The following is a 23,204-nucleotide window of genomic DNA, read 5'->3' as shown; positions in this document are numbered from 1 at the left end:
AGGCTCCCCGGAGGGTGACCGAGGATTGTCACCGAAATGCCGCGTCCAGGGCCGTCAGCCCGCGGGAGCGGTTTCGGGTGGTCACAAGGCCTCGAGCAGCTGCACCCCCGGCGGCCACAGGCTGAGTTCGCACACGACCTGATCGCCGTCCTGCGTCAGCCCGAGCAGCGCGCTGCGGCGCGGCAGCAGCGCCCGCACCAGGCCCAGGCCCGACACGCCGCCGCGCACCTGCGCCAGGTCGAAACCCGCCGGCAACCGCCCCTGGTTGACGATGCGCAGCAGCACCTGCTCCGGATCGAAGCGCAACTCGCAGCGCACCGGCGCCTGGCCGCCATGCTTGAGCGCGTTCGTGAACAGCTCGTTGAGCGTCAGCGCGATCGGGATCGCCTCGGTCTCGGGCAGCCCCCAGCGGTGCGACTGCTCGGCCATCGCGCCGTCGATCTCGACCAGGATCTCGCGCCCGAACATCCGCTGCACCGAGCCCATCACCGCCTCGACCACCTTGCGCAGCCGCAGCGGACCCGACATGCCGACCTGCAGCCCGTAGACCTGCGCGATCGCCTGCACCTGGCCCACCGCCTCGTTGATCACGCCCCGCACCTCCGGCCGGCGCGCCGCGATCTGCTGCAGCAGGCCCGCCACGCCCTGCAGGTTGTTCTTGATCCGGTGATGGACCTCGCGCACCAGCAGCTCGCGCTGCGCGATCGCCGCCTCCAGCCGCGCCGCCTCCTGCGCGCGCTGCTGCGTCACGTCGCTGGCGACCATCAGCAGCTGCTCCGGCTCCAGCTCGCCGCTGGCATCGTTGACGCCCGCCAGGTGCAGCAGCCGCACGTCCCAGATCCGCGCCTGGCCGCGCATCGTCAGCCGGTACTCGCGCTGCAGCACCTCGTTGCTCTGGAGCGCGAACTCCATGTCCGCGCGGATCGTCGCCGCTTCCTCGCCCGCGCCGAACAGCGCCTCCAGCGTCGCGCCCAGCAGCTCTTCCTCGGGCCGGCCGGCCAGCGAGGCCGCCGCCTGGTTGATCTGCCGCACCTGCAGCGTGCGCGCGTCGTGCAGGCTGATCGCGATCGGCGCGGCTTCGATGATCCGGTGCAGCGAGGCCTGCGCCTGCAGGCTCTGCGCCTCGGCCTGGCGGCGGCGCTCGATGTCCAGCAGCGCGTAGGTGAGCTGCCGCGCGCCATCCGGCCCGACGGTCGCCACCGCGTTGCCCACCACCCAGAACTCGCGGCCGTCACGCGCCACGACCCGGCATTCGAAGGTCTCGGCCTGACCCTCGGGCAGGTCGTCCAGGTAATGCGTCTGCCGGAACGGATGGTCCGGCGCGTCGGTCGCGACGCTGCTGATCGGCTGGCCGGCGAACTCCGGCAGGTCGCCACCGAACATCCGGCGCGCCGAGCGGTTCATCCATTCGATGCCCTCGCGGCCCACCGTCACGATGCCCACCAGCACCGAGTCCAGCACCGCGCGCTCGCGCTCGGTCTGCAGCTGCAGCGAGTGCTGCAGCAGCTCGTTGCGCTCCTGCGCCTGCTGGTGGTCGGTGATGTCGACGGTCAGCACCGAGGTCGTCTTCTGGCCCGAGGCGAGCTGGCCGATCTCGACCCGCGTCATCAGCCAGCGCAGTCCATGCTCGGGATGCCGCACCGCGTAGCGCGCCACCGCCGGCGCGGCCTGCTTGAGCGCGAGCTGCAGCTTCTCGTATTCGGCGCGCGAGTCGGGCTCGACCATGTCGCGGTTGACGCCCTGCAGCGCGGGCGCGGGTTTCAGGCCGTCGGCGGCGGAGGCCGGACTCGCGGGCGCTCCGTCGACGCCGGGCCGCGACCAGCCGGCCTCGGCCTGGAAGGTCGCCAGGCCCACGCCCGCCGTGTCCATCAAGGTCTGCAGCTGCTGCTGCGCGAGCTCCAGGTCCTGCTCCGCGCTGCGGTCCTCGAGCATCACCAGCATGCGCGGCCGCGCCCAGGGGCCGCTCAGACGCCTGGCCCGCACGCGGATCCAGCGCCGGCGGTCGCCGGGCGGCGCGAGCAGCGCGTTGCGCTGCGATTCCTGGCCGGATTCGGGCGCCTTCGCGTGCAGCAGGTCGCGCCACTCGGGCGGCAGTTCATGCAGGCTGATCGGCAGTTGCGGGCTCAGGCGGCGGCACAGCGCCGAGAACGCGGCATTGAAGCGCAGCAGCAGGCCCTGGTCGTCGTGCATCAGCGCGGGCAGCGGGCACAGGTCCAGCCACTGGTCGATCTCGGACTGCATCCGGTCGGCGCGCTCGCGCGCGGCGAGCTCGGTGCTGTGGTCCTGCAGCAGCGCCAGGCCCAGGCCGCCTTCCAGCGGATGGACCCAGGCCTGCAGCAGATGCTCGCGGCCCTGGTCGTCGACCAGGCGGAGCTCCTGCGCCTTGCCGCTGGGAAGCAGGCGCTGGCCCTTCAGGGAGACCTCGCCCATCAGGCCCTGCAGCCGCGCGTTGGCGAGCAAGACCTGGCCCTTGGCGTCGAGCACGAAGGCCGGCCAGGATCCATCCCACAGGCCGGCGAGCAGGCCGGGAAGCTCGAGCCCGCGTGCCGTCAGCAGGGCGCGCAGCGCGTCGAGATCAGGGGAGGCAAGGGGAAGTTGAGGCGACACGCCGCGAGTGTATGAAAAAGCTCGCTATGGCGATGTCGACTGAGGCGTGCGGCGGTGGAAGAGCGCAGTCCCTCTGACTCCCTCTCCCGCAAGCGGGCGATGGGGTAAGAGCCGGACGTCGTAGTAAACCCCCTCGCCCCAGCGGGGAGAGGGAGGGGAGAGGGGGCTCGTGTCACAGCGCTGCTGCCCTTCGAAGCACCCCCTCTCCCCCACCCTCTCCCCCCTCGCGGGGGGCGAGGGAGTTGGTCAGCAGCAGCGCTTGACACGGTTGCTCTCCCGCAGGGCGGGAGAGGGCGGGGGTGAGGGTGGACGTGTCTCGGTCGCCGCATCCGCGGCGCTCACTCGAGCTGCGCCGCCTTGTCCAGCGCGCGCAGCACCGCGTGGTTGACTTCGTCCGGACCCAGCATCAGCGAGTCCATCGCCTCACGCACGTCCAGACCGGATTCGTTCTCGATCGCCTGCACCAGCTGCAGGTAGCCGTGATACGGCCCGGTCTTGTCGACCAGCGCCTGGCGCACCCGCTCCGGCACCGGGATCGACTGCAGCAGCTTGTCGAAAGGCTGCTTCAGCATGTGGTCCAGCAGCGAGAACAGCCCGCAGATGAACATCTCGTCCCGGACTTCCGAGTCCGACATGCCCTTGGCCAGTTCCTCCATCACCAGGCCGCGGCGCAGCGCGCCGAACATCACCGGGCGCATCGCGTGGTCCTTGCTCGCCGTGGCCAGCAGCAGCGCCAGCCAGCGGCGCAGCCGCGCGTAGCCCAGCAGCATGATCGCGTGACGGAAGGACGACACCTCCACCGACAGGCCGAAGGCCGCCGAATTCATGTAGCGCAGCAGCTTGAAGGCCAGGCTCGGATCGCGCTTGAGCGTCTGCTCCAGGCGCTCGACGTCCTCGCCCTGGTCGACGCGCGACATCAGCTCGACGATCACCTGCAGGTCGGCCTGCGCGTCGTTGCGCGCCACCGGGGCGGCCGGGGCCTCGAACTCGCCGTGCACCGTCCAGCCCAGCACGCCGGCCGCGCCGGCGTCCAGCGCCTGCTTGAAATCAGCCGCGCTGCGCGCGCCCGACACCAGCACCGACTTGCCCGCCGGCAGCGGGCCGCTGCTCAGGTCCTGCAGGTCCAGCACGACCTGCTTGAAGCCGGCCGCGTCCGAGCGGCCCTTCAGCAGCGCGCCGCGCGCCTGCGCCTGGGACGCGACTTCCGCGTCCGACAGCAGGAAGGCCGGCACCTCGATCTTCATGTTGCCCGGCAGCGCCGTGGCCAGCAGGCCCTTGAGCAGCCCCTCGTGCGCCACGTTCAGCAGCACCGCCTTGGCGGGGAAGGCATCGGCCAGCGCCGCCAGCAGCTCGCCCGCGGCCGGGGTCCCCTCCGGGCGAAGGGCGAATACCGTGACGCGGGTGGCCTCGATCTCGAGGGACTTGGAAACCAGGGGCGCGTACCCCAGGGCCACTTGGCCCAGCACGGCGTGTGTGGAGTTCATGCAGATCGGCGCATCAGGAGTTGATGTACTGGAACAGCGACATGCGCTGCACCATCGAGTAGGTCTTCAGCGCCGCATCGTAGCCCGTCTGCTGGTTCTGGAAATCGGAAATGCCCTGCGTCATGTCCAGGTCCTCTGCGGCAGATTGCTCAGCCTGGTTGTAAACCTTGAGCGTCTGCAGCCGCGATTCCGATCCGTCCAGGTTGTTCATCTGCTCGCCGACCTGGCTGCGCACGTTGGTCAGGTTGCCCACCACCGCGTCCAGGTCGCGCAGGTTCATCAGGTTGTCCTGCGTGATCTCGGGGCCGGTGCGGCCGGTCTTCTTCAGCGACTCGATGGTGCGGTCCAGCACGTCGAAGACCTTCAGGTCGGCCGTGGACGGCTTGACCGTGAAGGTGTCGCCGTCGGACGGCGCGCCCGCCACCGTCATCGCCATGCCGGCGAACTTGATGGTGTTGCCGGCGGCGTAGTTGTCGCTCGCGACCGGGACATGGCCTTGCGATTCATTGAAGACCGTATACGTCTGCGACGGCGCCGCGCCGCTGATGACGATGCTGTAGCTGTCGCCGGTGACCTGCGCCGGGTCGGTGACGCGGCCCGAGTCGATGTAGCCGGTCGAGGCCTTGCCGGTCAGCGCGTTGGGCGCCGGGCCCGTCACGAAGGTGCCGTTGCCCGAGCGCGCCTGCTCCCAGGCCATGCGGCCGTCGACGCTGAGCGGGTAGTTCTCGAGGTTGCCGGTGGTGACGTTGCCCGAGACGCCCTCGAAGCCGACCCCGCCGCCCACGCGGTTGCCCGACGCGTCGCGCTGCACCGGGTTGTCCAGGAAGGGCACGCCCGAGGTGCCCTGGCCCGAGAACAGGTAGCCGCCCGCGCCGTCGCCGCGGTTGGCGATGGCCAGCAGCTGGTCGCGCAGGCCCTGGATCTTGGTCGCCAGGCCCTGGCGCTCCGGATCGCTGTAGCTGGCGTTGCCGGCGGCCACCACGGTCTCGCGGATCTGCTGCATCAGCTCGTTGGCGTCGCCCAGCGCGCTCTCGGCCAGCGTCATGCTGTTGCGGCTGGCGTCCAGCGCGCGCTGGCTGGCGTCGACCTGGCCGATGGAGGTGCGCGCGCGCTCGGCCCGCGCCGCGCCGGTCGGGTCGTCGCTGGCCTTGTTGACGCGCTTGCCGGTGGTCAGGCGCTGCTGCGCGTCCTGCATCTCCTGCTGGCGGCGCTGCAGCGTCGAGATGCTGGCGTCGAACATGTTGGCGGTGGAGAGTCGCATGGCTCGGTCCCTCGGGGTTCAGATGGTCGGCGCTCAGCGCGACACGATGCTCAGCAGTTGATCGAACAGGCTCTGCGCGGTCTGCAGCATCTTGGCGGAGGCCTGGTAGGCCTGCTGGAACTGCATCAGCCGCGCGGCTTCCTCGTCCAGGTTGACACCGGCCTGGCTGGAGCGGGTGGTCTCGGCGTCGGAGGCGACCGAGGTCGAGACCTGCGCCAGGTAGTCCGCGCCCTGCACGCGCGAGCCGATGTCGGCCATCGACGCGGCATAGGCCTCGTTGACGGTCTGGCCGCGCGTCAGCGTGCCGTTGGCCTGCAGCTGCCGGCCGACGAAGGGCTCGCTCTGCAGCGCGACGAAGGCCTTGGCGTTGCCGTTGTTGGTCGAGACCACCGCGTCCGAGACCTGCATCCCGATCTTGTCGCCCTCGCGCGGCACGCCGTTCAGGCGCAGCTCGAAGCCCAGGTCCACGCCGCCCGCGGGATCGTTGCCGATCGCGGTGCCGGCCTTCCAGACGCCGCTGACGCTGGTGTTGTCCGACAGTGTGATGGTGTAGTTGATGCTGTTGTCCGCGTTGACGGTGCCGAACTGCACCGTCGCGGGCTGCTTGCTCTTGTCGAACTTCTCGTTGACCGCGTACAGCGAATCGACGGTCGCGGTGCCCTTGTTGTTCACGTCCGCGGTCGCCACGACCGGCGCCGCGGCGGCCAGGCCGCTGGGGTCGTCCATCGCGCGCTTGAAGCTGCCCGCCGCGCCGGCCACCGGCTCGAGCAGGAAGCTGTCGCCCTGCTGCATCGTGCCGGTCATCGACAGGCTGACGCCATAGGCCTTCTTGATCTGGTCGTTGCTCATGATCGCCGGCTGGCCGCCCGGGCGGACCGCGATCTGGTAGCTGTCCGGCGTGCCGGTCGGATCCGGCGTGACGGTGAACGACAGCGCCGGCACCAGCGAGCCATCGGTGACGGTGGCCGAGAGCTTGGCGTCGCCGCGGTTGGTCGAGGCGGGCAGCACGTTCGGATCGGCGATCGTGAACAGCGGACCGCCGGCCTGCGCCTTCAGGTCGATGCCCAGCTTCTGCTGCTCGTTGATGCGCGTGGCCACGGCGGTCGCCATCTGGCCCAGCAGGTTGCGGGCGTCCTGGAGGTGGGTGTTCTGGTAGCGCAGCAGCGCCGTCAGCGAGCCGCCGGTCAGCGTGCTCTCGTCGAGCGCGCGCGTGCCGGCGGTGTCGCTGATCGAGAGCTGCCCGCGCGCGCCGTCATAGGGATCGGGCGTGACCGAGAGCTGCTGCGCCTGGCCGCCCAGCACCAGCACCTGGCCGCCGCCGATGAAGACGCCGGTGGTGCCGTCGCGGCTGTTGGGCACGGTGGTGACCTGCACGTACTGGCTGAGCTGCGAGATCAGCTGGTCGCGCTTGTCGAGCAGGTCGTTGGGCGTGTGGCTGCTGCCGGCCGAGCGGGCGATCTGGTCGTTCGCCGCGGCGATCTGCCTGGCCAGTTCATTGACCTGCTTGACGTCGGCGTTCATGTCGCTGACCACGCCCGACTGCAGGTCGGCCAGCTGCTGGCCGGCGCTCTGGAAGCGCGAGGCCAGCGCCTGCGCCTTGCCCAGCACCACCTGCCGCGCCGACGGGTCGGCCGGGCGGCTGGCCACGTCGACCAGCGCGTTCAGGAAGTCGTTGGCCGACTGGCCCAGGCCGTCCGAGCCGGTGGGGAACAGCTTCTCCAGCTGCCCGAGCTGTGCCTGCATCGACGTGTCCATGAAGGCCTGCGACTTGGCGGCCGCGGCCTCGCGGGTCAGGAACTCGTTGTGGGAGCGGGTCACCGTCTCCACGTTGACGCCCTTGCCGAAGTAGCCCGCGCCGGTGAACTGGCCTTCCGGCGTCGTCAGCACCACCTCCTGGCGCGAATAGCCCGGCGTGTTGGCGTTGGCGATGTTCTGGCCGATGGTCTGCAGCGCCGCCTGGTTGGCGAACATGGCGCGCATGCCCAGCGACAGCAGCGGTGAGGTGCTCATGGGGGTCTCCTCGGTCCTTCGGCGTCAGCCCGTCGTCGCCCGGTCAGGCCAGCGCGCGCTGCACGCGCATCGTGGTGTTGATCGTGCGCGCGAGCTTGGTCGCGTAGTCGGGGTCGGTGGCGTAGCCGGCCTTCTGCAGGCCCTTGGCGAAGCCTTCGGCGCTGCCGGTGTTGGCCTTGGCCACGACGTCGCGGTAGCGGTCGTTGCCGCTGATCAGCTTGGCGTAGTCCTTGAACGCTTCCTCGTAGCTGCCGTAGGCGCGGAACTTGGCCATCACGCGCATCGGCTTGCCGTCGACATACTCGGTGGTGGGCACCTCGGCGACCTTGCCGGTCCAGCTGCCGCCGGCCTTGATGCCGAAGACGTTGAAGCTGGTCGAGCCGTCCTTGTTCACGATCTCGCGCTTGCCCCAGCCGGACTCGTGCGCGGCCTGCGCGATCATGAAGCTGGCCGGGATGCCGGTGGACGCCTGCGCGGCCTTGGCGGCGCCGTCGTGCTTGAGGATGAAGTCCTGCACGTGCGGCTGCACGTTCTTGACCGCCAGCGCCGGCAGCTGCTGCACCTTGGTGGCGTCCTTGGCGCTGGGCAGCTCGCCGTCCTTGACGCCGAGCTGGCGCTGCAGGTGGCGCTCGATGGCCTGCGACAGGCCGCCGGGCAGGCCGGTCATCTTCGCGGCGTACTGCTGGTCCAGCATCTCGCCGCCCATCTGGGTCGCCGAGTTGTCCATCATGCCGCTGCTCATCGTGGCCTGGCGCATGCTCTTCATCACTTCCTGCATGAAGAGGGCCTCGAACTGGCGCGCGGTCTCCTTGACCGCGGCCTTCGGGTCGCGCGAGGCGGTCGACTTCAGCTGTTCGACGGAACGCGTGTCCGACGAGAGGCCGTTGACCCCCATGCCGAGGGCGGTGGAGAGAGGGGTGGAGAGGGCCATGTCAGATCACCTCGAGCTCGGCGTTCAGGGCGCCGGCGCTCTTCATCGCCTGGAGGATCGCCAGCAGGTCCTGCGGCGTGGCGCCCAGCGTGTTCAGCGCCTTGACGACGTCGTTGAGCCGCGCGCCCGCCGGCAGCTGGATCAGCGAGCCGGGGTCCTGCTTGATCGAGATGTCGGTCTTCTGCGTGACCGTGGTCTGGCCGCCCGAGAGCGCGTTCGGTTGGCTGACCTGCGGCGTGCTGGAGATGGTCACCGCCAGGTTGCCGTGCGCGACCGCGCAGGGCTGCAGCGTGACCGCCTGGTTCATCACCACCGAGCCGGTGCGGGCGTTGATCACGATGCGGGCGGCCGGGATCTCCTGGTCGAAGGCCAGGTTCTCCATGTCGGCCAGGAAGGCGACGCGGGCGTCCGGCGCCAGCGGCGCGCGCACGCGGATGACGCGGCCGTCCACCGCCATCGCGGTGCCCTCGCCCTTGGACCTGTTGATGGCCTTGGCGACGGCGCGCGCGGTGCCGAAGTCGGAGCTGTTCAGGTCCAGCTGCAGCCACTCGTTCTGCTGCAGCGGCGTGGGCACGCTGCGCTCGACGAGCGCGCCGCCGGGGATGCGCCCGGCGCTCAGGTGGTTGATCTGGACCTTGGAGCCGCCCGCCGAGGCGCCGGCGCCGCCCACGATCAGGTTGCCCTGGGCGATCGCGTAGACCTGGCCGTCGGCGCCGCGCAGCGGCGTGGCGATGAGCGTGCCGCCGCGCAGGCTCTTGGCGTTGCCCATCGACGAGACGACGACGTCCAGCGGCTGGCCGGGTTGCGCGAAGGGGGGAAGCTGGGCGGTGATCATGACCGCCGCGACGTTGCGCGGCTGCATGGTCACGCCGGGCGGCAGCAGCACGCCGAACTGCTGCAGCATGGCCGTCATGCTCTGGCCCGTGAACGGGGCCTGGGTGGTCTGGTCGCCGGTGCCGTCCAGGCCCACCACCAGGCCGTAGCCGGTCAGCGGGTTGGAACGCACGCCCTGCACGGCCGCCACTTCCTTGATGCGCGTGGCCTGGGCCGGCGTCGCGATCGACAGCAGGGCCATCAGCGCGAGCAGGCCGGGGGCCAGCAGGCGGAGGGCGCCTTCAGAGGTGCGATGGAAGAAACGGGGGAAGGTGGAGGGGTACATCTCGGTCACACGGTTGCCAGACTCGTGTGACCGATTGTGGGGAAACTTAAATGGGCGAAAGGTTCAAGAAGAAGCGGGATAGCCAGCCAATTCCATGCGCGTCGGCCACGGCGCCGCGGCCGCGCTGCTCGACCCGGACGTTGGCGATCGCCGTCGACGGGACGGTGTTGCCCTGGCGGATCGACTGCGGGTCGACCTGGCCGTAGAAGCGCAGCACGTCGACGTTGTTGTTCACGCCGACCTGCTTCTCGCCGGAGATCAGGAGGTGGCCGTTGGGCAGCACGCCGGTGACCACCGCGGTGATGGTCCCGGAGAAGTCGTTGGTGTTCTCGTTCGTGCCCTTGCCGGTGTTCTTGTTGGACGAGGTGCCCGCGACCTCCGCCCGCCCGCTCGCGAACGAGTTCGGATTGAAGCCCGGGATGGCCGTCACGCCGGCGGCCAGGGCGCCGGTCTTGTCCAGTTCGCTGCTCGACTTCTGCGAGGCGCTGACCTTCTCGACGATCTGCACGGTGACGATGTCGCCGACCAGGCGGGCGCGATGGTCCTCGAACAGCGGGCGGTAGTTGGCGTTCTGGTAGATCGCGCCGTTGTTGGCCGAGGCGGGGATCGGCTCGGGCATCTTCACCACGGGCGCGGGCTGCATATCCACGCGCGGTTGCGGGTACATCGTGCCGCAGGCGCTGAGAACCAGCGCGGCGGCGGGAACACCGAGCCGCCTCGCCAGACGGGCGAGCGCACGGGAAGAAGACGGGATCGATTGCATGACAACTCCTTGGATCGCGGACAACGGCGCGGGCCCTCGCATGGTCGCCGGGGCGGCCATCGCCCGGTCGGTCGATCAGCGGGGCTGGGGCCGGTCAGATCTGCGACAGCTTCTGGAGCATCTGGTCGGTGGTCTGGATCGCCTTGGAATTCATTTCGTAGGCGCGCTGGGTCTGGATCATCTGCACGAGTTCCTCGACCACGTTGACGTTCGAGGTTTCGACGAAGCCCTGCTGCACCGTGCCCAGGCTGTTGGTGCCGGGCGCGCCGGTCTGCGGCGTGCCGGAGGCGACGGTCTCGGCGTACAGGTTGCCGCCCAGCGACTCCAGGCCCGGCGGGTTGATGAAGTTCGCCAATTGAAGCTGGCCCAGCGTGGTCGGCGTGGCGCTGGCGGCGGTGGTGACGCTGACCGTGCCGTCGGCGCCGATGGTCAGCGACTTGGCGTCGGCCGGGACGATGATGCCGGGCAGCACCGTGTTGCCGTTGTTGGTGACGATCTGGCCGTTGGGGTCGAGCTGGAAGCTGCCGTCGCGGGTGTACGCGGTGGTGCCGTCCGGCATCTGGACCTGGAAGAAGCCATTGCCCTTGACGGCGACGTCCAGGTTGTTCGACGTCTGCGTCAGGCTGCCCTGCGAGTGGCTGCGCGAGGTCGCCACCGCGCGCGCGCCCAGGCCGACCTGCATGCCGGTGGGCAGCGTGGTCTGCTCGGTGTTGTTGGCGCCGGGCTGGCGCAGCGTCTGGTACATCAGGTCCTCGAAGACGGCGTGCGACTTCTTGTAGCCGTTGGTCGAGACGTTGGCGAGGTTGTGGGAAATGACGTCCAGCTGGGTCTGCTGGGCTTCCATGCCGGTCTTGGCGGTCCAGAGCGAACGAAGCATCGGGGACTCCTGATTCCTGGTCTAAAGCGGTTCCGAGGGGCGCGGGCCGGGGGGCGGGCGGCCGCCGGATCAGCTGTCGGACAGCAGCTTGGAGGCTGCCTGGCCGTGAGTCTGGGCGATCGAGAGCAGTTTCATCTGCTGCTCGAACTGGCGGGCGGCGGCGATCATGCCGACCATGGTCTCGACCGGGCTCACGTTGGAGCCCTCGAGCGCGCCCGACTGCAGCCGGGCATTGGGATCGGCGGGCAGCGGGTCACCGCCGTCGGCGATGAACAGGCCGTCATCGCGCCGGGTGAAGCGGCCGTCCTCGGTCACCAGCTTGATCTTGCCGATGTTGACCGGGCGCTGGCCGTCGGCCTTGGCCACGACGGTGCCGTCGTCGCCGATGGAGATCGTCGAGTTGGGCGGCACGGTGATCGCGCCGCCGTCGCCCAGCACCTGCAAGCCGTTGCGCAGCCGCAGCACGCCGTCCTGGTCGACGTCCATCGAGCCGGCGCGGGTGTAGGCCTCCGTGCCGTCCAGCGCCTGCACCGCCATCCAGGCCTTGCCCTTCATGGCGACGTCCAGGTTGCGGTCGGTGGTCGAGACCGGTCCGGCCGTCAGGTCGTGGCCGGTGGTCGTCTCCAGCGCGAAGGCGCGGGTGGTGGCGCCGTCGCCGCGGATGGGCACCGCGCGGAACGCCTGCAATTCGGCCCGGAAGCCGTTGCTGTTGGCGTTGGCCAGGTTGTTGGAGAGCACGTCCTGGCGCGACATCGCCGCCTGGGCGCCGCTCATCGACAGGTAGATCATGCGGTCCATGGGAGGTCCTCAGCGTTCGGCGGGATCGGCGATGCCGGCATCAGCGCAGGTTGACCAGCGTCTGCAGGACCTGGTCCTGCGTCTTGATGGTCTGCGCGTTGGCCTGGTAGACGCGCTGCGCGGTCACCATGTTCACGAGCTCGGAGGTCAGGTCGACGTTGGATTCCTCCAGCGCGCCCGGGGTCAGCGAGCCCAGGTTGCCGTCGCCGGGCACGCCCACGACCGGATCGCCCGACGCGTTCGTGCGCGCCCACAGGTTGCCGCCCAGCGGCTGCAGGCCCTGCGGGTTGCGGAAGTTCGCCAGCTCGACCTGGCCGGCCGGCTTGGATTCGCCGTTCGAGTAGCGGGCGGTGACGATGCCGTTGTCCTCGATCTTGATGCCCACCAGCTGGCCCGGCGCGTAGCCGTCCTGCTTCAGGTCGGTGACGGCGAAGTTGGAGCCGTTCTCGGTGGCCGAGCGCAGGTCCAGCTTGATGCCCTGCACCGACGGGTCGGACGGGTCGGCCGGCGGCGACGGGATGGGCAGCGTCGGGGCGCCCTGCGCGTTCACGCCGGCGGGGATCTTCAGGTTCAGGAACTCGCTCGGGCCGGGCGAGACGGGCTTGCCGCCGGTGGGCAGGAAAGTCATCTGCGTGAACGGCGTCAGCGGGTTGCCGGAGGGCTTGCCGTCGTCGGTCTCGATCGGATTGCCCTTGGAGTCGAACTGCACCGCCGAGCCGTTGGCCGTCAGGTAGACGTTCCAGACGGTGTTGCCGTTGGCGTCGTCGTTGTTGGCGCGCTGGTAGTACATGGTCAGCGCGATCGGCTGGCCCTTGGCGTCGTAGACGGTCATCGACGTGGCGTTGTTGTACGTCGTCGGGTCGTTCAGCGTCAGGCCCGTCTTGTCGATCTTGGCCGAGTTCGGGTCCGCCGGATCGGTCAGGTCGTAGGCGGCGGTCGGGCCGGCGCGGGAGTCCAGGTTGAACTCCATGTTGATGTTGCCGGTGGTCTTGGGATCGATGCCGCCGGTGGGCAGCTTCAACGCCTGCGCCAGGCCGGGCTGGATCACGCCGTTGGCGTCGGCGGGGTAGCCCTGCAGCTTGAGCTGGCTGTTGTTGACGATGTAGCCGTCCTTGTCGACCTTGAACTGGCCGTTGCGGGTGTAGCTCGTCGGGTTCTTGCCGTCGCTGACCTGGAAGAAGCCCGCGCCGTTGACCGCCAGGTCCATCGGGTTCTCGGTGATCGAGATGTTGCCCTGCGTGAACTGCTGGGCCACGGTCTGGATCTGCACGCCGATGCCGACCTGGTTGGTGCCGGCGCCGTTCAGCGCCGAGGCGTACAGGTCGGCGAACTCGGCCCGCGACGACTTCGCGCCGTAGGTCTGCGCGTTGGCGATGTTGTTGCCGATGACCTCCAGGTTCTTGCTGGAGGCGTTCAGTCCGGAGAGGCCTTGTTGGAAGCTCATGGGGGATGTCCTTGGGCGGTTCGGGCGGGGTTCAGGCGCGGTTCAGGCGGTGTGGGGAATGCCGGGATCAGCCCAGCGCGCGGACCTTGTCGTAATCGACCAGGCCCGAATTCTTGAGATCGAGCTGGAGCGTCGCGCCGGTGGTGTTCACGGCACGCACCGTGTCGCGCATCAGCGTCGTGGCGGTGACGGCGTTGCCGGACTTGGCCGCGGTGACGCGGAAGGTCAGGTTGGCGGTCTCGCTCGCCTTGGAGGCATCCCAGGTGTAGCTCTGGCTGCCGCCCTTCATCTTGCCCAGGTCCTGCGTCGAGATCACCGCGCCGGCGCCGTTGAGCACCTCCAGCTTGACGGTGTCGGCGGCGTCGGCCAGGTCGAAGTTCATCGTCGCCTTGCCGTCGGCCACGCTGACCTTGTTGCCGGGGACGGTGACGTCGCGGCCGACCAGGCTGACGCTCTGCAGCGCCTGCATCTGCTGGAACTGGCTGGACAGGCTCTGGATGCTGTTGTTCAGCGTGCCCACGCCGGTCACCGTCTGGATCTGCGCGAGCTGGGTCGTGACCTGCGCGTTGTCCATCGGGTTCATCGGGTCCTGGTTCTGCATCTGCGCCACCAGCAGCTTCAGGAAGCGGTCCTGGGTGTCGGCGGCGCCGCTGCTCTGGGCGGCCGAGCTCGTCGAGGTCTTGTTGGTGCTCGAGTTGACGTTCAGCGAGGTGTAGTCCATGACGGGCCTTCCGGTCGGTTCGTTCTATGAAGCGCCGGGCGTCAGCCCTGGCCCATCTGCAGGGTCTTGAGCAGCAACGACTTGGCGGTGCCCATGACCTCGAGGTTGTTCTGGTACGAGCGCGAGGCCGAGATCATGTTGACCATCTCCTCCACGCTGTTGACGTTGCTGTAGGTGACGTAGCCGTCGGCGTCGGCCAGCTGGTGGCTGGGGTCGTGGACGCGGCGGCCGGGGGTCTGGTTCTCCTGCACGCCGACGACCTGCACGCCGACGTCGGTCTGGTCGGTGCCGTTTTGCGCCAGCACGCTCTGGAACACCACCTGGCGCGCCTTGTAGGCCTGGCCGTCGGGGCCGGCCACGGTGTCGGCGTTGGCCATGTTGCTGGCGACCGCGTTCAGACGCTGGCTCTGGGCGCTCACCGCGCTGCCGCTGATGTGGAAGATGCTGAACATCGACATGACGGGCTCCTTGATTCAGCGCGCGGCGTCAGGCGGCGTTGGGCGACTTCATCGCATCCAGCATGGTGCGGATGGAGCCGTTGAGGAAACGCAGCGAGGCCTCGTACTTGACCGTGTTGTCGGCGAAGCTGGCGCGCTCGCGGTCCATGTCGACGGTGTTGCTGTCCATGCTGGTCATGGCGCTGAGGCTGCTCTGCAGGGCGCTCTGGGTGCGCTGCGTGAGGGTCTGGTTGGAATCGGCGCCCGCGGCCGGGGAGGTCGCCGCGCGCAGCGCCTTGGCGAAATCCATGTCCTTGGACTGGTAGCCCGGGGTGTCCGCGTTGGCGATGTTGCTGGCGAGCAGGCGCTGACGCTCGGCCCGCAGGGTCAGCGCCTGGGCCTGGAAATTCATCGCGTCGGTCAGTCTGTTCATCATGGCGATCTCCTTCGGGAGCCGGTCCGGCGGGCTGGGGGCCACGGCCGGTTGTTCACGTTCGGGCATTGTGGGCAGCGGGCCGGAAAACATGAGCGCGATAAGACGGGTGATCCGGGCGCATTTCCAAGCCATCGGCGTGGCCCGGATCCGTACAGTTGCGCCTCATGCCGACAAGCTGCCCCCATTCCCATGCCGGTGCCCCGCTGGCGCTGCCCGCCCTGCTGGCGGGCGCGCTGCTGGCCGTGTGGATGATGTTCGGGTGGCTGGACATCGCCCAGGCGCAGACCGTGCAGGTCGCCCTCGCGCCGCAGACTTCGATCAGCGAACCGGGCGGCTCCAGTCTCGGCGCGCTCGACGCGACGCTGGAGGACCGGCTGCAGACGCTGGCCATGGCCGGCGCGCGCCAGGTGGCGCCCAACCAGGCCCGCGTCGAGGTGGAACTCGGCCGGCTGGACCCGCGTCTGCGCCTGGCGCCCTGCGCGCAGATCCAGCCCTATCTGCCGCCCGGCACCCGGATGTGGGGCCGCACGCGGCTCGGCCTGCGCTGCCTGGCGGGCGTGACGAAGTGGAATGTCACGCTGCCGCTGACGATCAAGGTCTACGGACAGGCCTATGTCGCGGCATCTGACCTTCCCGCCGGCACGGTCCTGACTCAAGATCACCTGCGTCTGGCCGAAGTGGATATTGCCGGCGAGGCCGGGGCCATCTATACACAAGCGGAGGGCTGGCTCGGGCGCCATCTGGCCCGGCCGGTGGCCGCCGGCGGGGCTTTGCGCTCCGCCGACCTGAAGCTGCGCCAATGGGTGCAGCCAGGCGACCGGGTGCAGGTCATGGCGACCGGCGACGGCTACGCCATCGCCGGCGAAGGCCAGGCGATGGGCGTCGGGCTGGAAGGCCAGGACGTCCGGGTGCGCTTCGACAATGGCCGCATGGTCACCGGGCGTACGATCGGTGAACGTCGCGTGGAGGTGGTACTGTGAACACCGTTTTCGCGCGAGCAGTCGAATTTGTGAAGCGGGGCCCTCAAGTTCCGCCCAGGCGGGTCGATAAACCCGTCATTGGAAGGGGTCCGGCAGTCCACGGGCCCATGGAGATTTGCCATGAAGATCGGTAACAACGCTGACCTGAACGCCTATTCGAAAGTGGGCGGCACTGCTTCGGGCGCCGTCGACGGCGGCTCGAAGGCCGCCAAGCCGGGCCGCGCCAAGGCTTCGGACGCCGCCGGCTCCACCGTCGAGCTGTCGAGCACGGCGAGCAGCCTGATCTCGGGCACCACGTCCGACGACGGCAGCTTCGACGCGGAAAAGGTGGCGCGCATCGCCAGCGCGATCGAAAAGGGCGAGTTCAAGATCAACGCCGACGCGATCGCCGACAAGCTGATCGCCAACGCGAGCGAGATGCTGGGCCGGGCCCAGCAGTCGTCGCACTGAACGCGATTGCAAAAACTGAGCTGACGCGCCTCAATACAACGGTTTTCCGGTGATGCCATGACCGCCACGCCCCTGACCACGACCGCCGCCGACCTGGAGCAACCGCTGCAGGACGTCGAAAGCTGCCTCAACCTGCTGGGCGAGGCGCTGCACCGGCGCGATTCGCAGGCGATCGAGCTGCATGCCGCTTCGCTGCACGCCGCGCTGGCGCGGGCGATCGAGCAGTTCAGCGCGGCCGCCCGCACGGGCTCGGTGCCGGCGGTGCTGCGGACGCGGCTGATGCAGGCCGGCGGCCGCGTCGCCGCGCAGCGCGAGTCGCTGGCCCGCGCCACCGCGGCGCTGGACCGGGCCATCGACGTGCTGATGCCCGGCGAGCCGTCGGGCCTGTATGGCGCCTCCGGCAAGAACGAGCGCAAGTCGGCGCTGGGCGGATCGATCCAGGCCTGAGCCGGCTCCCCTCCCGAATGAAGAAGGCCACGCGACTGCGTGGCCTTTTTTCATGGCCGGGCCGCAGCCCGGCGCGGCGCCTCAGGCGGGCGTGCGCGTCGCCTTGCGCCGCAGGCAGTCCAGGTAGGCGTGGCCGTCCGGCGGCAGGCCGCTGCGCTGCGAGCTCCAGATCATCTCCCCCAGGCATTCCATGGCCTCGTGATGCGCCTCGTGCAGCGACTGCCGGCGTGCCGCCAGCAGGTCCAGCGCCTGGCGCACGCCGGTGGGCTGGTCGATCTGGTGCTGCTCGATGAGGCTCAGGTGCATCGACAGATGCAGGAAGGGATTGGCGCGGCCGTCTTCCACCGTGTAGACGGCCGCCAGCGCGGCGTCCTCGTCGGCGAGCTCGCCGTGGTACTCCGGATGCTGCGTGATCCAGTCCGAGGCGATCGCCTCCATCGGCGTGAGCGGCAGCCCGTCGCGCTGCTTGCGGTAGGTCTGGCAGAAGAAACGCCGGACCTCGAGTTGGGAAGGGGCAAACATAGGGGCGCGATTGTCGCCGGGGCGCTCAGGCCTTGCCGGGCTGGGGCTGATCGGACGGGGCGGGCGCCGACCCCGGCGCCTGGTGCGGCTCCTGCCAGGGATGGGTCCTGCGGCCGTCCGCGAGCTCGCGGCGCTCCGCCGCCAGCCGCTCCTCCAGCTGCTCGCGGCCGCGCTTGGACATCGCGATCAGCGTGTCCAGGTCGCCGCGGTGCGGACGCATCTCCTCGGTCTGCTCGACGGTGTGGCGCCGGAAGCGCCAGGCCATCTGCCGCGCCGCGTGGCGTTCCCAGCCGAGCTGCTCCAGCACCGAGCGCGCGCTCATCAGCGCCGAGTCCAGCGTCTCGCGCTCGATGAGTTCCACGCCCAGCTCGCGCAGCGCGTAGTAGTGCTGCACGTTGCGCGCCCGGGCGACGATGGTCAGGTGCGGGAAGTGCTGCCGCGCGATCTCGGCGATCTTGACGCTGTGGTTGAAATCGTCCACCGCCAGCACCAGCACATGGGCGCGCTCGGCGCCGGCGATGCGCAGCAGCTCCAGCCGCGTCGCGTCGCCCCAGAACACGCGCCAGCCGAAGCGCCGCAGCGACTCGACCGTGTCGGCGTCGTGATCCAGCACCGTCGCCGGGATGCCGTTGGCGAACAGCATCCGGCCGATGATCTGCCCGTAGCGGCCGAAGCCCGCGATGATCACCTCCGAGTCCTGCTGCTCCTTGAGTTCGTGCGGCGAGCGGCGCTCCACCTGCCCGGCGCGCCGCTGCGCCCAGGCCAGCAGCGCCGGCGTCAGCGCCAGCGACAGCGCCACCGCCGCCACCAGCACCGAGCGCTGCGCGGCGTCGAGCAGCGTGGCCTGCTCCGCCAGCTGGAAGACGACGAAGCCGAACTCGCCGCCCTGCGCCAGCAGGATCACGAAGACCGCGCGCTCCGGCTTGGGCAGCCCCATCAGCCGGCCCAGCACCGCCAGCACCAGGCCCTTGCACAGCCACAGCGCCGCCAGCAGGCCCAGCACCGCGAAGGGCTTGTGCCACAGCACGCTCAGGTCCAGGCCCATGCCGACCGCGATGAAGAACATGCCCAGCAGCAGCCCCTTGAAGGGCTCCAGGTCGGCCTCGAGCGCGCGGCGGTACTCGCTCTCGGCCAGCAGCACGCCGGCCGCGAACGCCCCGAGCGCCATCGACAGCCCGGCCTTCTGCATCAGCATCGCCGCGGCCAGCACCAGCAGCAGCGAGGCGGCGGTGAAGATCTCCGGCGTGCCGCTGCGCGCGATCCAGCGCAGCAAGGGGCGCAGCAGCAGGCGCCCGCCCAGCACGATCAGCACCAGCGCGCCCAGCGCCAGCCAGATCCGGCCGCCCGAGTGGCCGCCGGCGGGCCGGCCCTGGCTGGCCAGGATAGGCACCAGCGCCAGCACCGGGATCGCGGCGATGTCCTGCAGCAGCGCCACGCTGATGACGCTCTGCCCGGCGCGGGTGTTGCCCAGGTTCTTCTCGCTGAGCGTGGTCAGCGCCACCGCCGTGGACGACATCGCCAGGCCCAGCGCCGCGATCACCGCGGCATGCCAGTCGGCATCGAGGAAGAACGCGGGGATCAGCAGCAGCGCCGCGCAGCCCAGCATCTGCGCCGAGCCCCAGCCGAAGATCGGCCGGCGCATCGCCCACAGCCGCTTGGGCTCGAGCTCCAGGCCGACCAGGAACATCATCAGCACCACGCCGAATTCGCCGACCTCCAGCACCGTCGCGGGCTGGCTGATCAGTCCCAGCACCTGCGGTCCGAGCAGCACGCCGGCCACCAGGTAGCCCAGGATCGACCCCAGCTTCAATCCGCGGGCGAGGGGCACCGCTAGCACCGCGGCGGCCAGCAGCACGAGCGGCGTCAGCAGCCAGTTGCCATGAGAGGTTTCCATCAGACCGGCGCTCCTTCCTCGCGCACCGGGCGTTCGTCGTCGGGGACGGTCTCCTGGGCCGGCTCGGGCTGGCGCTCGCACCACTCGGGCAGCGCGCGCAGGCCCTCGAGGAAGGCCTGCGCGTGGGCCTGGACCTGCTCGGCCGAGGCCTTCTGCGCGCCATGCAGCACCAGCGGCGGCAGGAAGCGCATCCCGCACAGCGCGGCGGTCTGCGCGTAGGGCACCAGGAAGTCGGCGACCGGATGGCGGTTGTAGCCGTCGGCGCTGTAGGAATGGGCGCTGCCGCCGGTCGAGGTGACCAGCCACAGGTCCTTGCCATGCAGCGCGTGCCCGGTCTGGCCGTAGGCGAAGCCCACGCTCAGCACCTCGTCGACCCACAGCTTCATCAGCGCCGGCATGCCGTACCAGTGCATCGGATGCAGCCACACCAGCAGTTCGGCGTCGCGCAGCGCCTCCTGCTCCGCGGGCGTGTCGATCGCGTAATCGGGATAGAGCGCGTAGAGGTCGCGCACGCGGACGTTGGGCAGGCCATGGGCGGCGGAGAGCATCGCCCGCGTGACGCGGGAATGCGCGAGGTCCGGATGCGCGGACAGGATCAGGATGGACGGGGGAGCGCTCATGGCGGCGGATTTTGCGGTATCGCATAACATCCCGCGCACCTCATCGAGGAGAGGAGACGCCATGCCGGTGATCCTGGTCGCCAATCCGAAGGGCGGGGTTGGCAAGAGCACGCTCGCGAGCAACATCGCGGGCTTCCTGGCCCATCGGGGCCTGACGGTCATGCTGGGCGACATCGACCGCCAGCAGTCGTCGGCGCGCTGGCTGGCGCAGCGGCCCGCGGCGCTGCCGCTGATCCGCGGCTGGGAGCTGGAATCGGCCGAGCAGCTGCGCACGCCCAAGGGCGTGTCGCACGCGGTGCTCGACACGCCGGCCGGGCTGCGCGGCAAGCGGTTGACGCAGGCGCTCAAGGTGGCGGACCGGGTGGTCGTGCCGCTGCAGCCCAGCCTGTTTGACATCCAGGCGACATACGACTTCGTCCGCGAGCTGCAAGATGCCGCCCACGATCGCGACAAGCTCGGCGCCGCGCCCGAGATCGGCCTGGTGGCCATGCGGGTGCGCGAGGGGACGCTGTCGCAGCAGCAACTGCACCAGTTCATCGAGCAGCTCGGGCTGCCGCTGCTGGCCGAGCTGCGCGACACGCAGAACTACGTGCAGCTGGCCGCCCGCGGCCTGACGCTCTGGGACATCGCCCCGGGCCGGGTGGCGCGCGATCTGGAGCAATGGCAACGGCTGTGCGCCTGGCTGGAACGATCGACCCCGGTCGGCAAGGAGTGATCGTCCGATTCCGCCCCGGCGCCCGGCCCCTTCAACAGGACAGGAGATCGGGATGCGGATGTTCGAGAAGCTGGAAGACCTCACCCCCCAGGTGGGGCAGGAGATCGGCGTGTCCGAGTGGATCGCGGTGGATCAGCCGCGGATCCAGGCCTTCGCCGATGCGACCGAGGACCAGCAGTGGATCCACACGGATCCCCGGCGCGCCGCCGACGGCCCCTTCGGCACCACCATCGCCCACGGATTCCTGACGCTCAGCCTGCTGCCGCGCTTCTACGAGACCGGCTTCCGGGTGGGTGAAGTCCGGATGGGGATCAATTACGGACTGGACCGGGTGCGCTTCCCGGCGCCGGTGCCGGCCGGGAGCCGGTTGCGCGGGCGCTTCGTGCTCAAGCGGCTGGAGGCGATCGAGGGCGGTGTCCAGATGATGGTGGAGGTCACCGTCGAATCGGAGGCCGGCGGCAAACCGGTGTGCATCGCCGAATCGCTGACCCGGCAGTACCGCTGAGCGCGCCAGCGGCGCGGTCCGCCGCAGAGAAATAGCCCTTTCAGGCTGGTACTCGGATGTGCGAATACAAAACACACCGTTTGCCAATAGAACTTTCCGCTGGTAGCGATGCCACCGTAAGGGGGAGTGCCCGGCTCAAAGTGCGCGCCTATGATCGCGCCCTGGTTCAAGAAGTCATTTGGGACGGTGGCAGGGCCTGCTCCGTCCAACCCATCCAAGGAGAGACGCCCGTGAGGGTTCTGCTGATCGACGACCACCCGCTGATCCTGGCCGCGCTCCAGACTGTGATTCAAGGTCTGGGAGAGGACGTGCAGGTGCTGGGTGCCGACAGCGCGGCTCAGGCCCGGGACACGCTCAAGTCGCGCCAGGATTTCGACCTGGTGCTGCTGGACCTGAATCTGGGCGACGCCAGCGGCTTTGACGTGCTGGAGGAGTTCCGCTCGCAGTACCCGTCGCTGCCGGTCGTGGTGATTTCCGCGTCCGACCGCGCCAGCGACGTGATCCGCGCGATCGACCAGGGCGCGATGGGCTTCATTCCCAAGCGCACCGGCAATGACGTGCTGGCCCAGGCGCTGAAGTTGGTGATGTCGGGCGGCATCTACGTGCCGCCGATGTCGCTGGGTTCCGAGGCGCCCGAGCCGGAGCCGATCGTCGTCGCCGAGAGCGCCACGCCGGTCAATGCCAAGCTGCATCAGGTCCACGCGCTGGCCAGCCAGGCCGGCTACCAGACCACGGCGGGGCTGGAGAGCCTGCAGCTGACGCCGCGCCAGACCGATGTGCTGGCGCTGCTGCTGCAAGGCAAGCCCAACAAGATCATTGCCCGCGAGCTGGGCGTGTCGGTCGAGACCATCAAGGACCACGTCGCCGCGGTGCTGAAGGCGCTGGGCGTCAGCTCGCGCACGCAGGCGGTGCTGGCGGTCGGCCAGATGGTCCAGCGCCAGCCCAACGCGGCGTTCACGACCTTCCGCTGATCCCGCCCGGTTGATCGGGGCGCCGATCGCCGCCGCTCAGGAGACGCTCAGGAGGGCGAGTAGGCCAGGCGCACGTAGATCGGCGCGAAGGCTTCCGCCTGGGTGATCTCGACCAGGCGCTCCCGCGACAGTTCCAGCATCGCGATGAAGGACACGACGAGCACCTGCGGACCGCGATCCAGCTCGAACAGGTCCTCGAACTCCACGAAGCGCTGACCCTGCAACCTGCGCAGCAGGTGCGACATGTACTCGCGCACCGACAGCTGCTCGCGCGAGATCTTGTGGTGCTGGTTGAGTTTGGCCCGGCGCATCAGCTCGGCCCAGGCGGCGCGCAGGTCGTCGACGTCGACGTCCGGCAGGCGCGGCGCTAGCGATTGCTCGATGTGGATCTGGGCGCGCAGGAAATCGCGGCCCAGCACCGGCATCTGGTCCAGCCGCAGCGCGGCCTGCTTCATCTGCTCGTACTCGAGCAGCCGTCTCACCAGCTCGGCGCGCGGATCCTCGGGCTCCGCGCCGTCGTCGGACTTCTTCGGCGGCAGCAGCATCCGCGACTTGATCTCGATGAGCATCGCGGCCATCAGCAGGTACTCGCTCGCCAGCTCGAGGTTGTGCTTGCGCAACTGCTCGACATAGCTGAGGTACTGCTTGGTGACCTCGGCCAGCGGGATGTCGAGGATGTTGAAGTTCTGCTTGCGGATCAGGTACAGCAGCAGGTCCAGCGGGCCCTGGAAGGCTTCGAGGAAGACCTCCAGCGCGTCCGGCGGGATGTAGAGGTCCTGCGGCATGGCGAACAGCGGTTCGCCATACAGCCGCGCGACGGCGACGTTGTCCACCGCCTCGGGCGAAGAAGCGCCGCCGCCCTGATCCGCCGGGTCCACCGGCAGCGTCAGGGCGGGGTCGCGAGTGTCGTCAGCGTTGTTGCTCACGCGGCCGGGCGACAGCAGGGGTTCAGCAGCGGCCGGATCAGTCCGACTTGGTCTGGTAGACGTACGCCTGCTGCGCGACGCGGGCGTCGTTGTAGCCGGCCTGGGCCTGGCGGTCCTGCTCGCGGTCCCACAGCAGCGCGCGTCCGGCGCGTTGCTCGGCTTCCAGCGTCGGTTTCTTGGCCTTCAGCTCATTGATGAACTGCGTGGCCTCGGATTCATATTTCTTCCAGAACAGCGGCATGGTCG

General features: G+C 69.5%; 24 protein-coding genes. 6 read left to right on the top strand and 18 right to left on the bottom strand.

Annotation, left to right across the window (positions count from 1 at the left end):
* Positions 1 to 81: 81 nt before the first annotated feature.
* From ACEN96_RS21890 to flgB, 13 genes are all read right to left on the bottom strand, one after another.
* Positions 82 to 2,607 carry a sensor histidine kinase gene (locus ACEN96_RS21890; protein ID WP_495585150.1) on the bottom strand — a complete coding sequence of 842 codons (2,526 nt, stop codon included), beginning with the start codon at positions 2,605 to 2,607 and terminating at the stop codon, positions 82 to 84.
* Between the two features lie 338 nt (positions 2,608 to 2,945).
* Complete coding sequence (locus tag ACEN96_RS21885; RefSeq protein ID WP_495585149.1) at positions 2,946 to 4,091, bottom strand: EAL and HDOD domain-containing protein; 1,146 nt, start codon at positions 4,089 to 4,091, stop codon at positions 2,946 to 2,948.
* 13 nt (positions 4,092 to 4,104) lie between these two features.
* Positions 4,105 to 5,352: a flagellar hook-associated protein FlgL gene (gene flgL / locus ACEN96_RS21880; RefSeq protein ID WP_495585148.1), complete on the bottom strand. Its 1,248-nt coding sequence runs from the start codon at positions 5,350 to 5,352 to the stop codon at positions 4,105 to 4,107.
* A 33-nt stretch (positions 5,353 to 5,385) separates the two neighbouring features.
* On the bottom strand, positions 5,386 to 7,362 hold the full coding sequence (gene flgK, locus ACEN96_RS21875; protein ID WP_495585147.1) for a flagellar hook-associated protein FlgK: 1,977 nt from the start codon (positions 7,360 to 7,362) through the stop codon (positions 5,386 to 5,388).
* Positions 7,363 to 7,405: 43 nt separating this feature from the next.
* Entirely contained in the window at positions 7,406 to 8,293 is an 888-nt protein-coding gene (gene flgJ / locus ACEN96_RS21870) for a flagellar assembly peptidoglycan hydrolase FlgJ (protein WP_495585146.1), read from the bottom strand.
* Between the two features lies 1 nt (position 8,294).
* Entirely contained in the window at positions 8,295 to 9,452 is a 1,158-nt protein-coding gene (locus ACEN96_RS21865; RefSeq protein WP_495585145.1) for a flagellar basal body P-ring protein FlgI, read from the bottom strand.
* A 46-nt stretch (positions 9,453 to 9,498) separates the two neighbouring features.
* Positions 9,499 to 10,215, bottom strand: coding sequence for a flagellar basal body L-ring protein FlgH (locus ACEN96_RS21860; protein ID WP_495585144.1), 717 nt, complete (start codon positions 10,213 to 10,215; stop codon positions 9,499 to 9,501).
* A gap of 94 nt (positions 10,216 to 10,309) precedes the next feature.
* Positions 10,310 to 11,092 (bottom strand): flagellar basal-body rod protein FlgG, encoded by a 783-nt coding sequence (flgG, locus tag ACEN96_RS21855; RefSeq protein WP_343639292.1) that lies wholly within the window; start codon positions 11,090 to 11,092, stop codon positions 10,310 to 10,312.
* A 69-nt stretch (positions 11,093 to 11,161) separates the two neighbouring features.
* Positions 11,162 to 11,890 (bottom strand): flagellar basal-body rod protein FlgF, encoded by a 729-nt coding sequence (gene flgF, locus ACEN96_RS21850; protein ID WP_495585143.1) that lies wholly within the window; start codon positions 11,888 to 11,890, stop codon positions 11,162 to 11,164.
* 40 nt (positions 11,891 to 11,930) lie between these two features.
* Entirely contained in the window at positions 11,931 to 13,334 is a 1,404-nt protein-coding gene (gene flgE / locus ACEN96_RS21845; RefSeq protein ID WP_495585142.1) for a flagellar hook protein FlgE, read from the bottom strand.
* 67 nt (positions 13,335 to 13,401) lie between these two features.
* Positions 13,402 to 14,055, bottom strand: coding sequence for a flagellar hook assembly protein FlgD (locus tag ACEN96_RS21840; RefSeq protein WP_495585141.1), 654 nt, complete (start codon positions 14,053 to 14,055; stop codon positions 13,402 to 13,404).
* Positions 14,056 to 14,096: 41 nt separating this feature from the next.
* Positions 14,097 to 14,513, bottom strand: coding sequence for a flagellar basal body rod protein FlgC (gene flgC, locus ACEN96_RS21835; RefSeq protein ID WP_343639298.1), 417 nt, complete (start codon positions 14,511 to 14,513; stop codon positions 14,097 to 14,099).
* Positions 14,514 to 14,541: 28 nt separating this feature from the next.
* Entirely contained in the window at positions 14,542 to 14,928 is a 387-nt protein-coding gene (gene flgB, locus ACEN96_RS21830) for a flagellar basal body rod protein FlgB (RefSeq protein WP_495585140.1), read from the bottom strand.
* Between the two features lie 164 nt (positions 14,929 to 15,092).
* Between flgB and flgA the strand changes: the two genes are divergently transcribed.
* The 3 genes from flgA to ACEN96_RS21815 all read left to right on the top strand — a co-directional run bounded on the left by flgA (position 15,093) and on the right by ACEN96_RS21815 (position 16,805).
* Positions 15,093 to 15,908, top strand: coding sequence for a flagellar basal body P-ring formation chaperone FlgA (gene flgA, locus ACEN96_RS21825; RefSeq protein ID WP_495585139.1), 816 nt, complete (start codon positions 15,093 to 15,095; stop codon positions 15,906 to 15,908).
* A gap of 120 nt (positions 15,909 to 16,028) precedes the next feature.
* Positions 16,029 to 16,358: a flagellar biosynthesis anti-sigma factor FlgM gene (gene flgM, locus ACEN96_RS21820; RefSeq protein WP_495585138.1), complete on the top strand. Its 330-nt coding sequence runs from the start codon at positions 16,029 to 16,031 to the stop codon at positions 16,356 to 16,358.
* Between the two features lie 57 nt (positions 16,359 to 16,415).
* Positions 16,416 to 16,805 carry a hypothetical protein gene (locus ACEN96_RS21815; RefSeq protein ID WP_495585137.1) on the top strand — a complete coding sequence of 130 codons (390 nt, stop codon included), beginning with the start codon at positions 16,416 to 16,418 and terminating at the stop codon, positions 16,803 to 16,805.
* A gap of 81 nt (positions 16,806 to 16,886) precedes the next feature.
* Here the strand turns inward: ACEN96_RS21815 and ACEN96_RS21810 are convergent, their stop codons facing one another.
* Genes ACEN96_RS21810 through kefF form a run of 3 tightly spaced genes read right to left on the bottom strand, consistent with a single transcriptional unit; the run spans position 16,887 to position 19,841 of the window.
* Positions 16,887 to 17,327, bottom strand: coding sequence for a DUF1841 family protein (locus ACEN96_RS21810; RefSeq protein WP_495585136.1), 441 nt, complete (start codon positions 17,325 to 17,327; stop codon positions 16,887 to 16,889).
* 25 nt (positions 17,328 to 17,352) lie between these two features.
* Positions 17,353 to 19,221, bottom strand: coding sequence for a glutathione-regulated potassium-efflux system protein KefC (gene kefC / locus ACEN96_RS21805; protein WP_495585135.1), 1,869 nt, complete (start codon positions 19,219 to 19,221; stop codon positions 17,353 to 17,355).
* Positions 19,221 to 19,841 (bottom strand): glutathione-regulated potassium-efflux system oxidoreductase KefF, encoded by a 621-nt coding sequence (gene kefF, locus ACEN96_RS21800; RefSeq protein WP_495585134.1) that lies wholly within the window; start codon positions 19,839 to 19,841, stop codon positions 19,221 to 19,223. Before kefF ends, kefC begins: the two co-directional genes overlap by 1 nt.
* A gap of 61 nt (positions 19,842 to 19,902) precedes the next feature.
* Here kefF and ACEN96_RS21795 point away from each other — a divergent pair, with 61 nt between their 5' ends.
* The 3 genes from ACEN96_RS21795 (at position 19,903) to ACEN96_RS21785 (ending at position 22,032) form a co-directional block, all read left to right on the top strand.
* On the top strand, positions 19,903 to 20,556 hold the full coding sequence (locus ACEN96_RS21795; RefSeq protein ID WP_495585133.1) for a ParA family protein: 654 nt from the start codon (positions 19,903 to 19,905) through the stop codon (positions 20,554 to 20,556).
* 52 nt (positions 20,557 to 20,608) lie between these two features.
* Complete coding sequence (locus tag ACEN96_RS21790) at positions 20,609 to 21,061, top strand: MaoC family dehydratase (protein ID WP_495585132.1); 453 nt, start codon at positions 20,609 to 20,611, stop codon at positions 21,059 to 21,061.
* 230 nt (positions 21,062 to 21,291) lie between these two features.
* Complete coding sequence (locus ACEN96_RS21785; RefSeq protein WP_495585131.1) at positions 21,292 to 22,032, top strand: response regulator; 741 nt, start codon at positions 21,292 to 21,294, stop codon at positions 22,030 to 22,032.
* A 47-nt stretch (positions 22,033 to 22,079) separates the two neighbouring features.
* Here the strand turns inward: ACEN96_RS21785 and ACEN96_RS21780 are convergent, their stop codons facing one another.
* Both ACEN96_RS21780 and ACEN96_RS21775 read right to left on the bottom strand, forming a co-directional pair.
* Entirely contained in the window at positions 22,080 to 22,922 is an 843-nt protein-coding gene (locus tag ACEN96_RS21780) for a segregation and condensation protein A (RefSeq protein WP_495588658.1), read from the bottom strand.
* Positions 22,923 to 22,995: 73 nt separating this feature from the next.
* Entirely contained in the window at positions 22,996 to 23,199 is a 204-nt protein-coding gene (locus ACEN96_RS21775) for a DUF3460 family protein (protein WP_495585130.1), read from the bottom strand.
* Positions 23,200 to 23,204: the final 5 nt, after the last annotated feature.

The organism is Roseateles sp. Mitsp63 (genome assembly GCF_059491535.1).
This window is presented reverse-complemented; position numbering and strand designations above follow the sequence as displayed.

Bases quoted from the DNA above. Each gene is read 5' to 3' on its own strand.
- ACEN96_RS21790 (WP_495585132.1), top strand. From the start codon at position 20,609: ATGCGGATGTTCGAGAAGCTGGAAGACCTCACCCCCCAGGTGGGGCAG.
- kefC (WP_495585135.1), bottom strand. From the start codon at position 19,221: ATGGAAACCTCTCATGGCAACTGGCTGCTGACGCCGCTCGTGCTGCTG.
- ACEN96_RS21795 (WP_495585133.1), top strand. From the start codon at position 19,903: ATGCCGGTGATCCTGGTCGCCAATCCGAAGGGCGGGGTTGGCAAGAGC.
- ACEN96_RS21885 (WP_495585149.1), bottom strand. From the start codon at position 4,091: ATGAACTCCACACACGCCGTGCTGGGCCAAGTGGCCCTGGGGTACGCG.
- flgL (WP_495585148.1), bottom strand. From the start codon at position 5,352: ATGCGACTCTCCACCGCCAACATGTTCGACGCCAGCATCTCGACGCTG.
- ACEN96_RS21865 (WP_495585145.1), bottom strand. From the start codon at position 9,452: ATGTACCCCTCCACCTTCCCCCGTTTCTTCCATCGCACCTCTGAAGGC.
- flgK (WP_495585147.1), bottom strand. From the start codon at position 7,362: ATGAGCACCTCACCGCTGCTGTCGCTGGGCATGCGCGCCATGTTCGCC.
- flgB (WP_495585140.1), bottom strand. From the start codon at position 14,928: ATGATGAACAGACTGACCGACGCGATGAATTTCCAGGCCCAGGCGCTG.
- ACEN96_RS21815 (WP_495585137.1), top strand. From the start codon at position 16,416: ATGACCGCCACGCCCCTGACCACGACCGCCGCCGACCTGGAGCAACCG.
- flgA (WP_495585139.1), top strand. From the start codon at position 15,093: ATGCCGACAAGCTGCCCCCATTCCCATGCCGGTGCCCCGCTGGCGCTG.
- flgM (WP_495585138.1), top strand. From the start codon at position 16,029: ATGAAGATCGGTAACAACGCTGACCTGAACGCCTATTCGAAAGTGGGC.
- flgC (WP_343639298.1), bottom strand. From the start codon at position 14,513: ATGTCGATGTTCAGCATCTTCCACATCAGCGGCAGCGCGGTGAGCGCC.
- flgE (WP_495585142.1), bottom strand. From the start codon at position 13,334: ATGAGCTTCCAACAAGGCCTCTCCGGACTGAACGCCTCCAGCAAGAAC.
- ACEN96_RS21840 (WP_495585141.1), bottom strand. From the start codon at position 14,055: ATGGACTACACCTCGCTGAACGTCAACTCGAGCACCAACAAGACCTCG.
- flgJ (WP_495585146.1), bottom strand. From the start codon at position 8,293: ATGGCCCTCTCCACCCCTCTCTCCACCGCCCTCGGCATGGGGGTCAAC.
- kefF (WP_495585134.1), bottom strand. From the start codon at position 19,841: ATGAGCGCTCCCCCGTCCATCCTGATCCTGTCCGCGCATCCGGACCTC.
- ACEN96_RS21810 (WP_495585136.1), bottom strand. From the start codon at position 17,327: ATGTTTGCCCCTTCCCAACTCGAGGTCCGGCGTTTCTTCTGCCAGACC.
- ACEN96_RS21775 (WP_495585130.1), bottom strand. From the start codon at position 23,199: ATGCCGCTGTTCTGGAAGAAATATGAATCCGAGGCCACGCAGTTCATC.
- ACEN96_RS21860 (WP_495585144.1), bottom strand. From the start codon at position 10,215: ATGCAATCGATCCCGTCTTCTTCCCGTGCGCTCGCCCGTCTGGCGAGG.
- flgF (WP_495585143.1), bottom strand. From the start codon at position 11,890: ATGGACCGCATGATCTACCTGTCGATGAGCGGCGCCCAGGCGGCGATG.
- flgG (WP_343639292.1), bottom strand. From the start codon at position 11,092: ATGCTTCGTTCGCTCTGGACCGCCAAGACCGGCATGGAAGCCCAGCAG.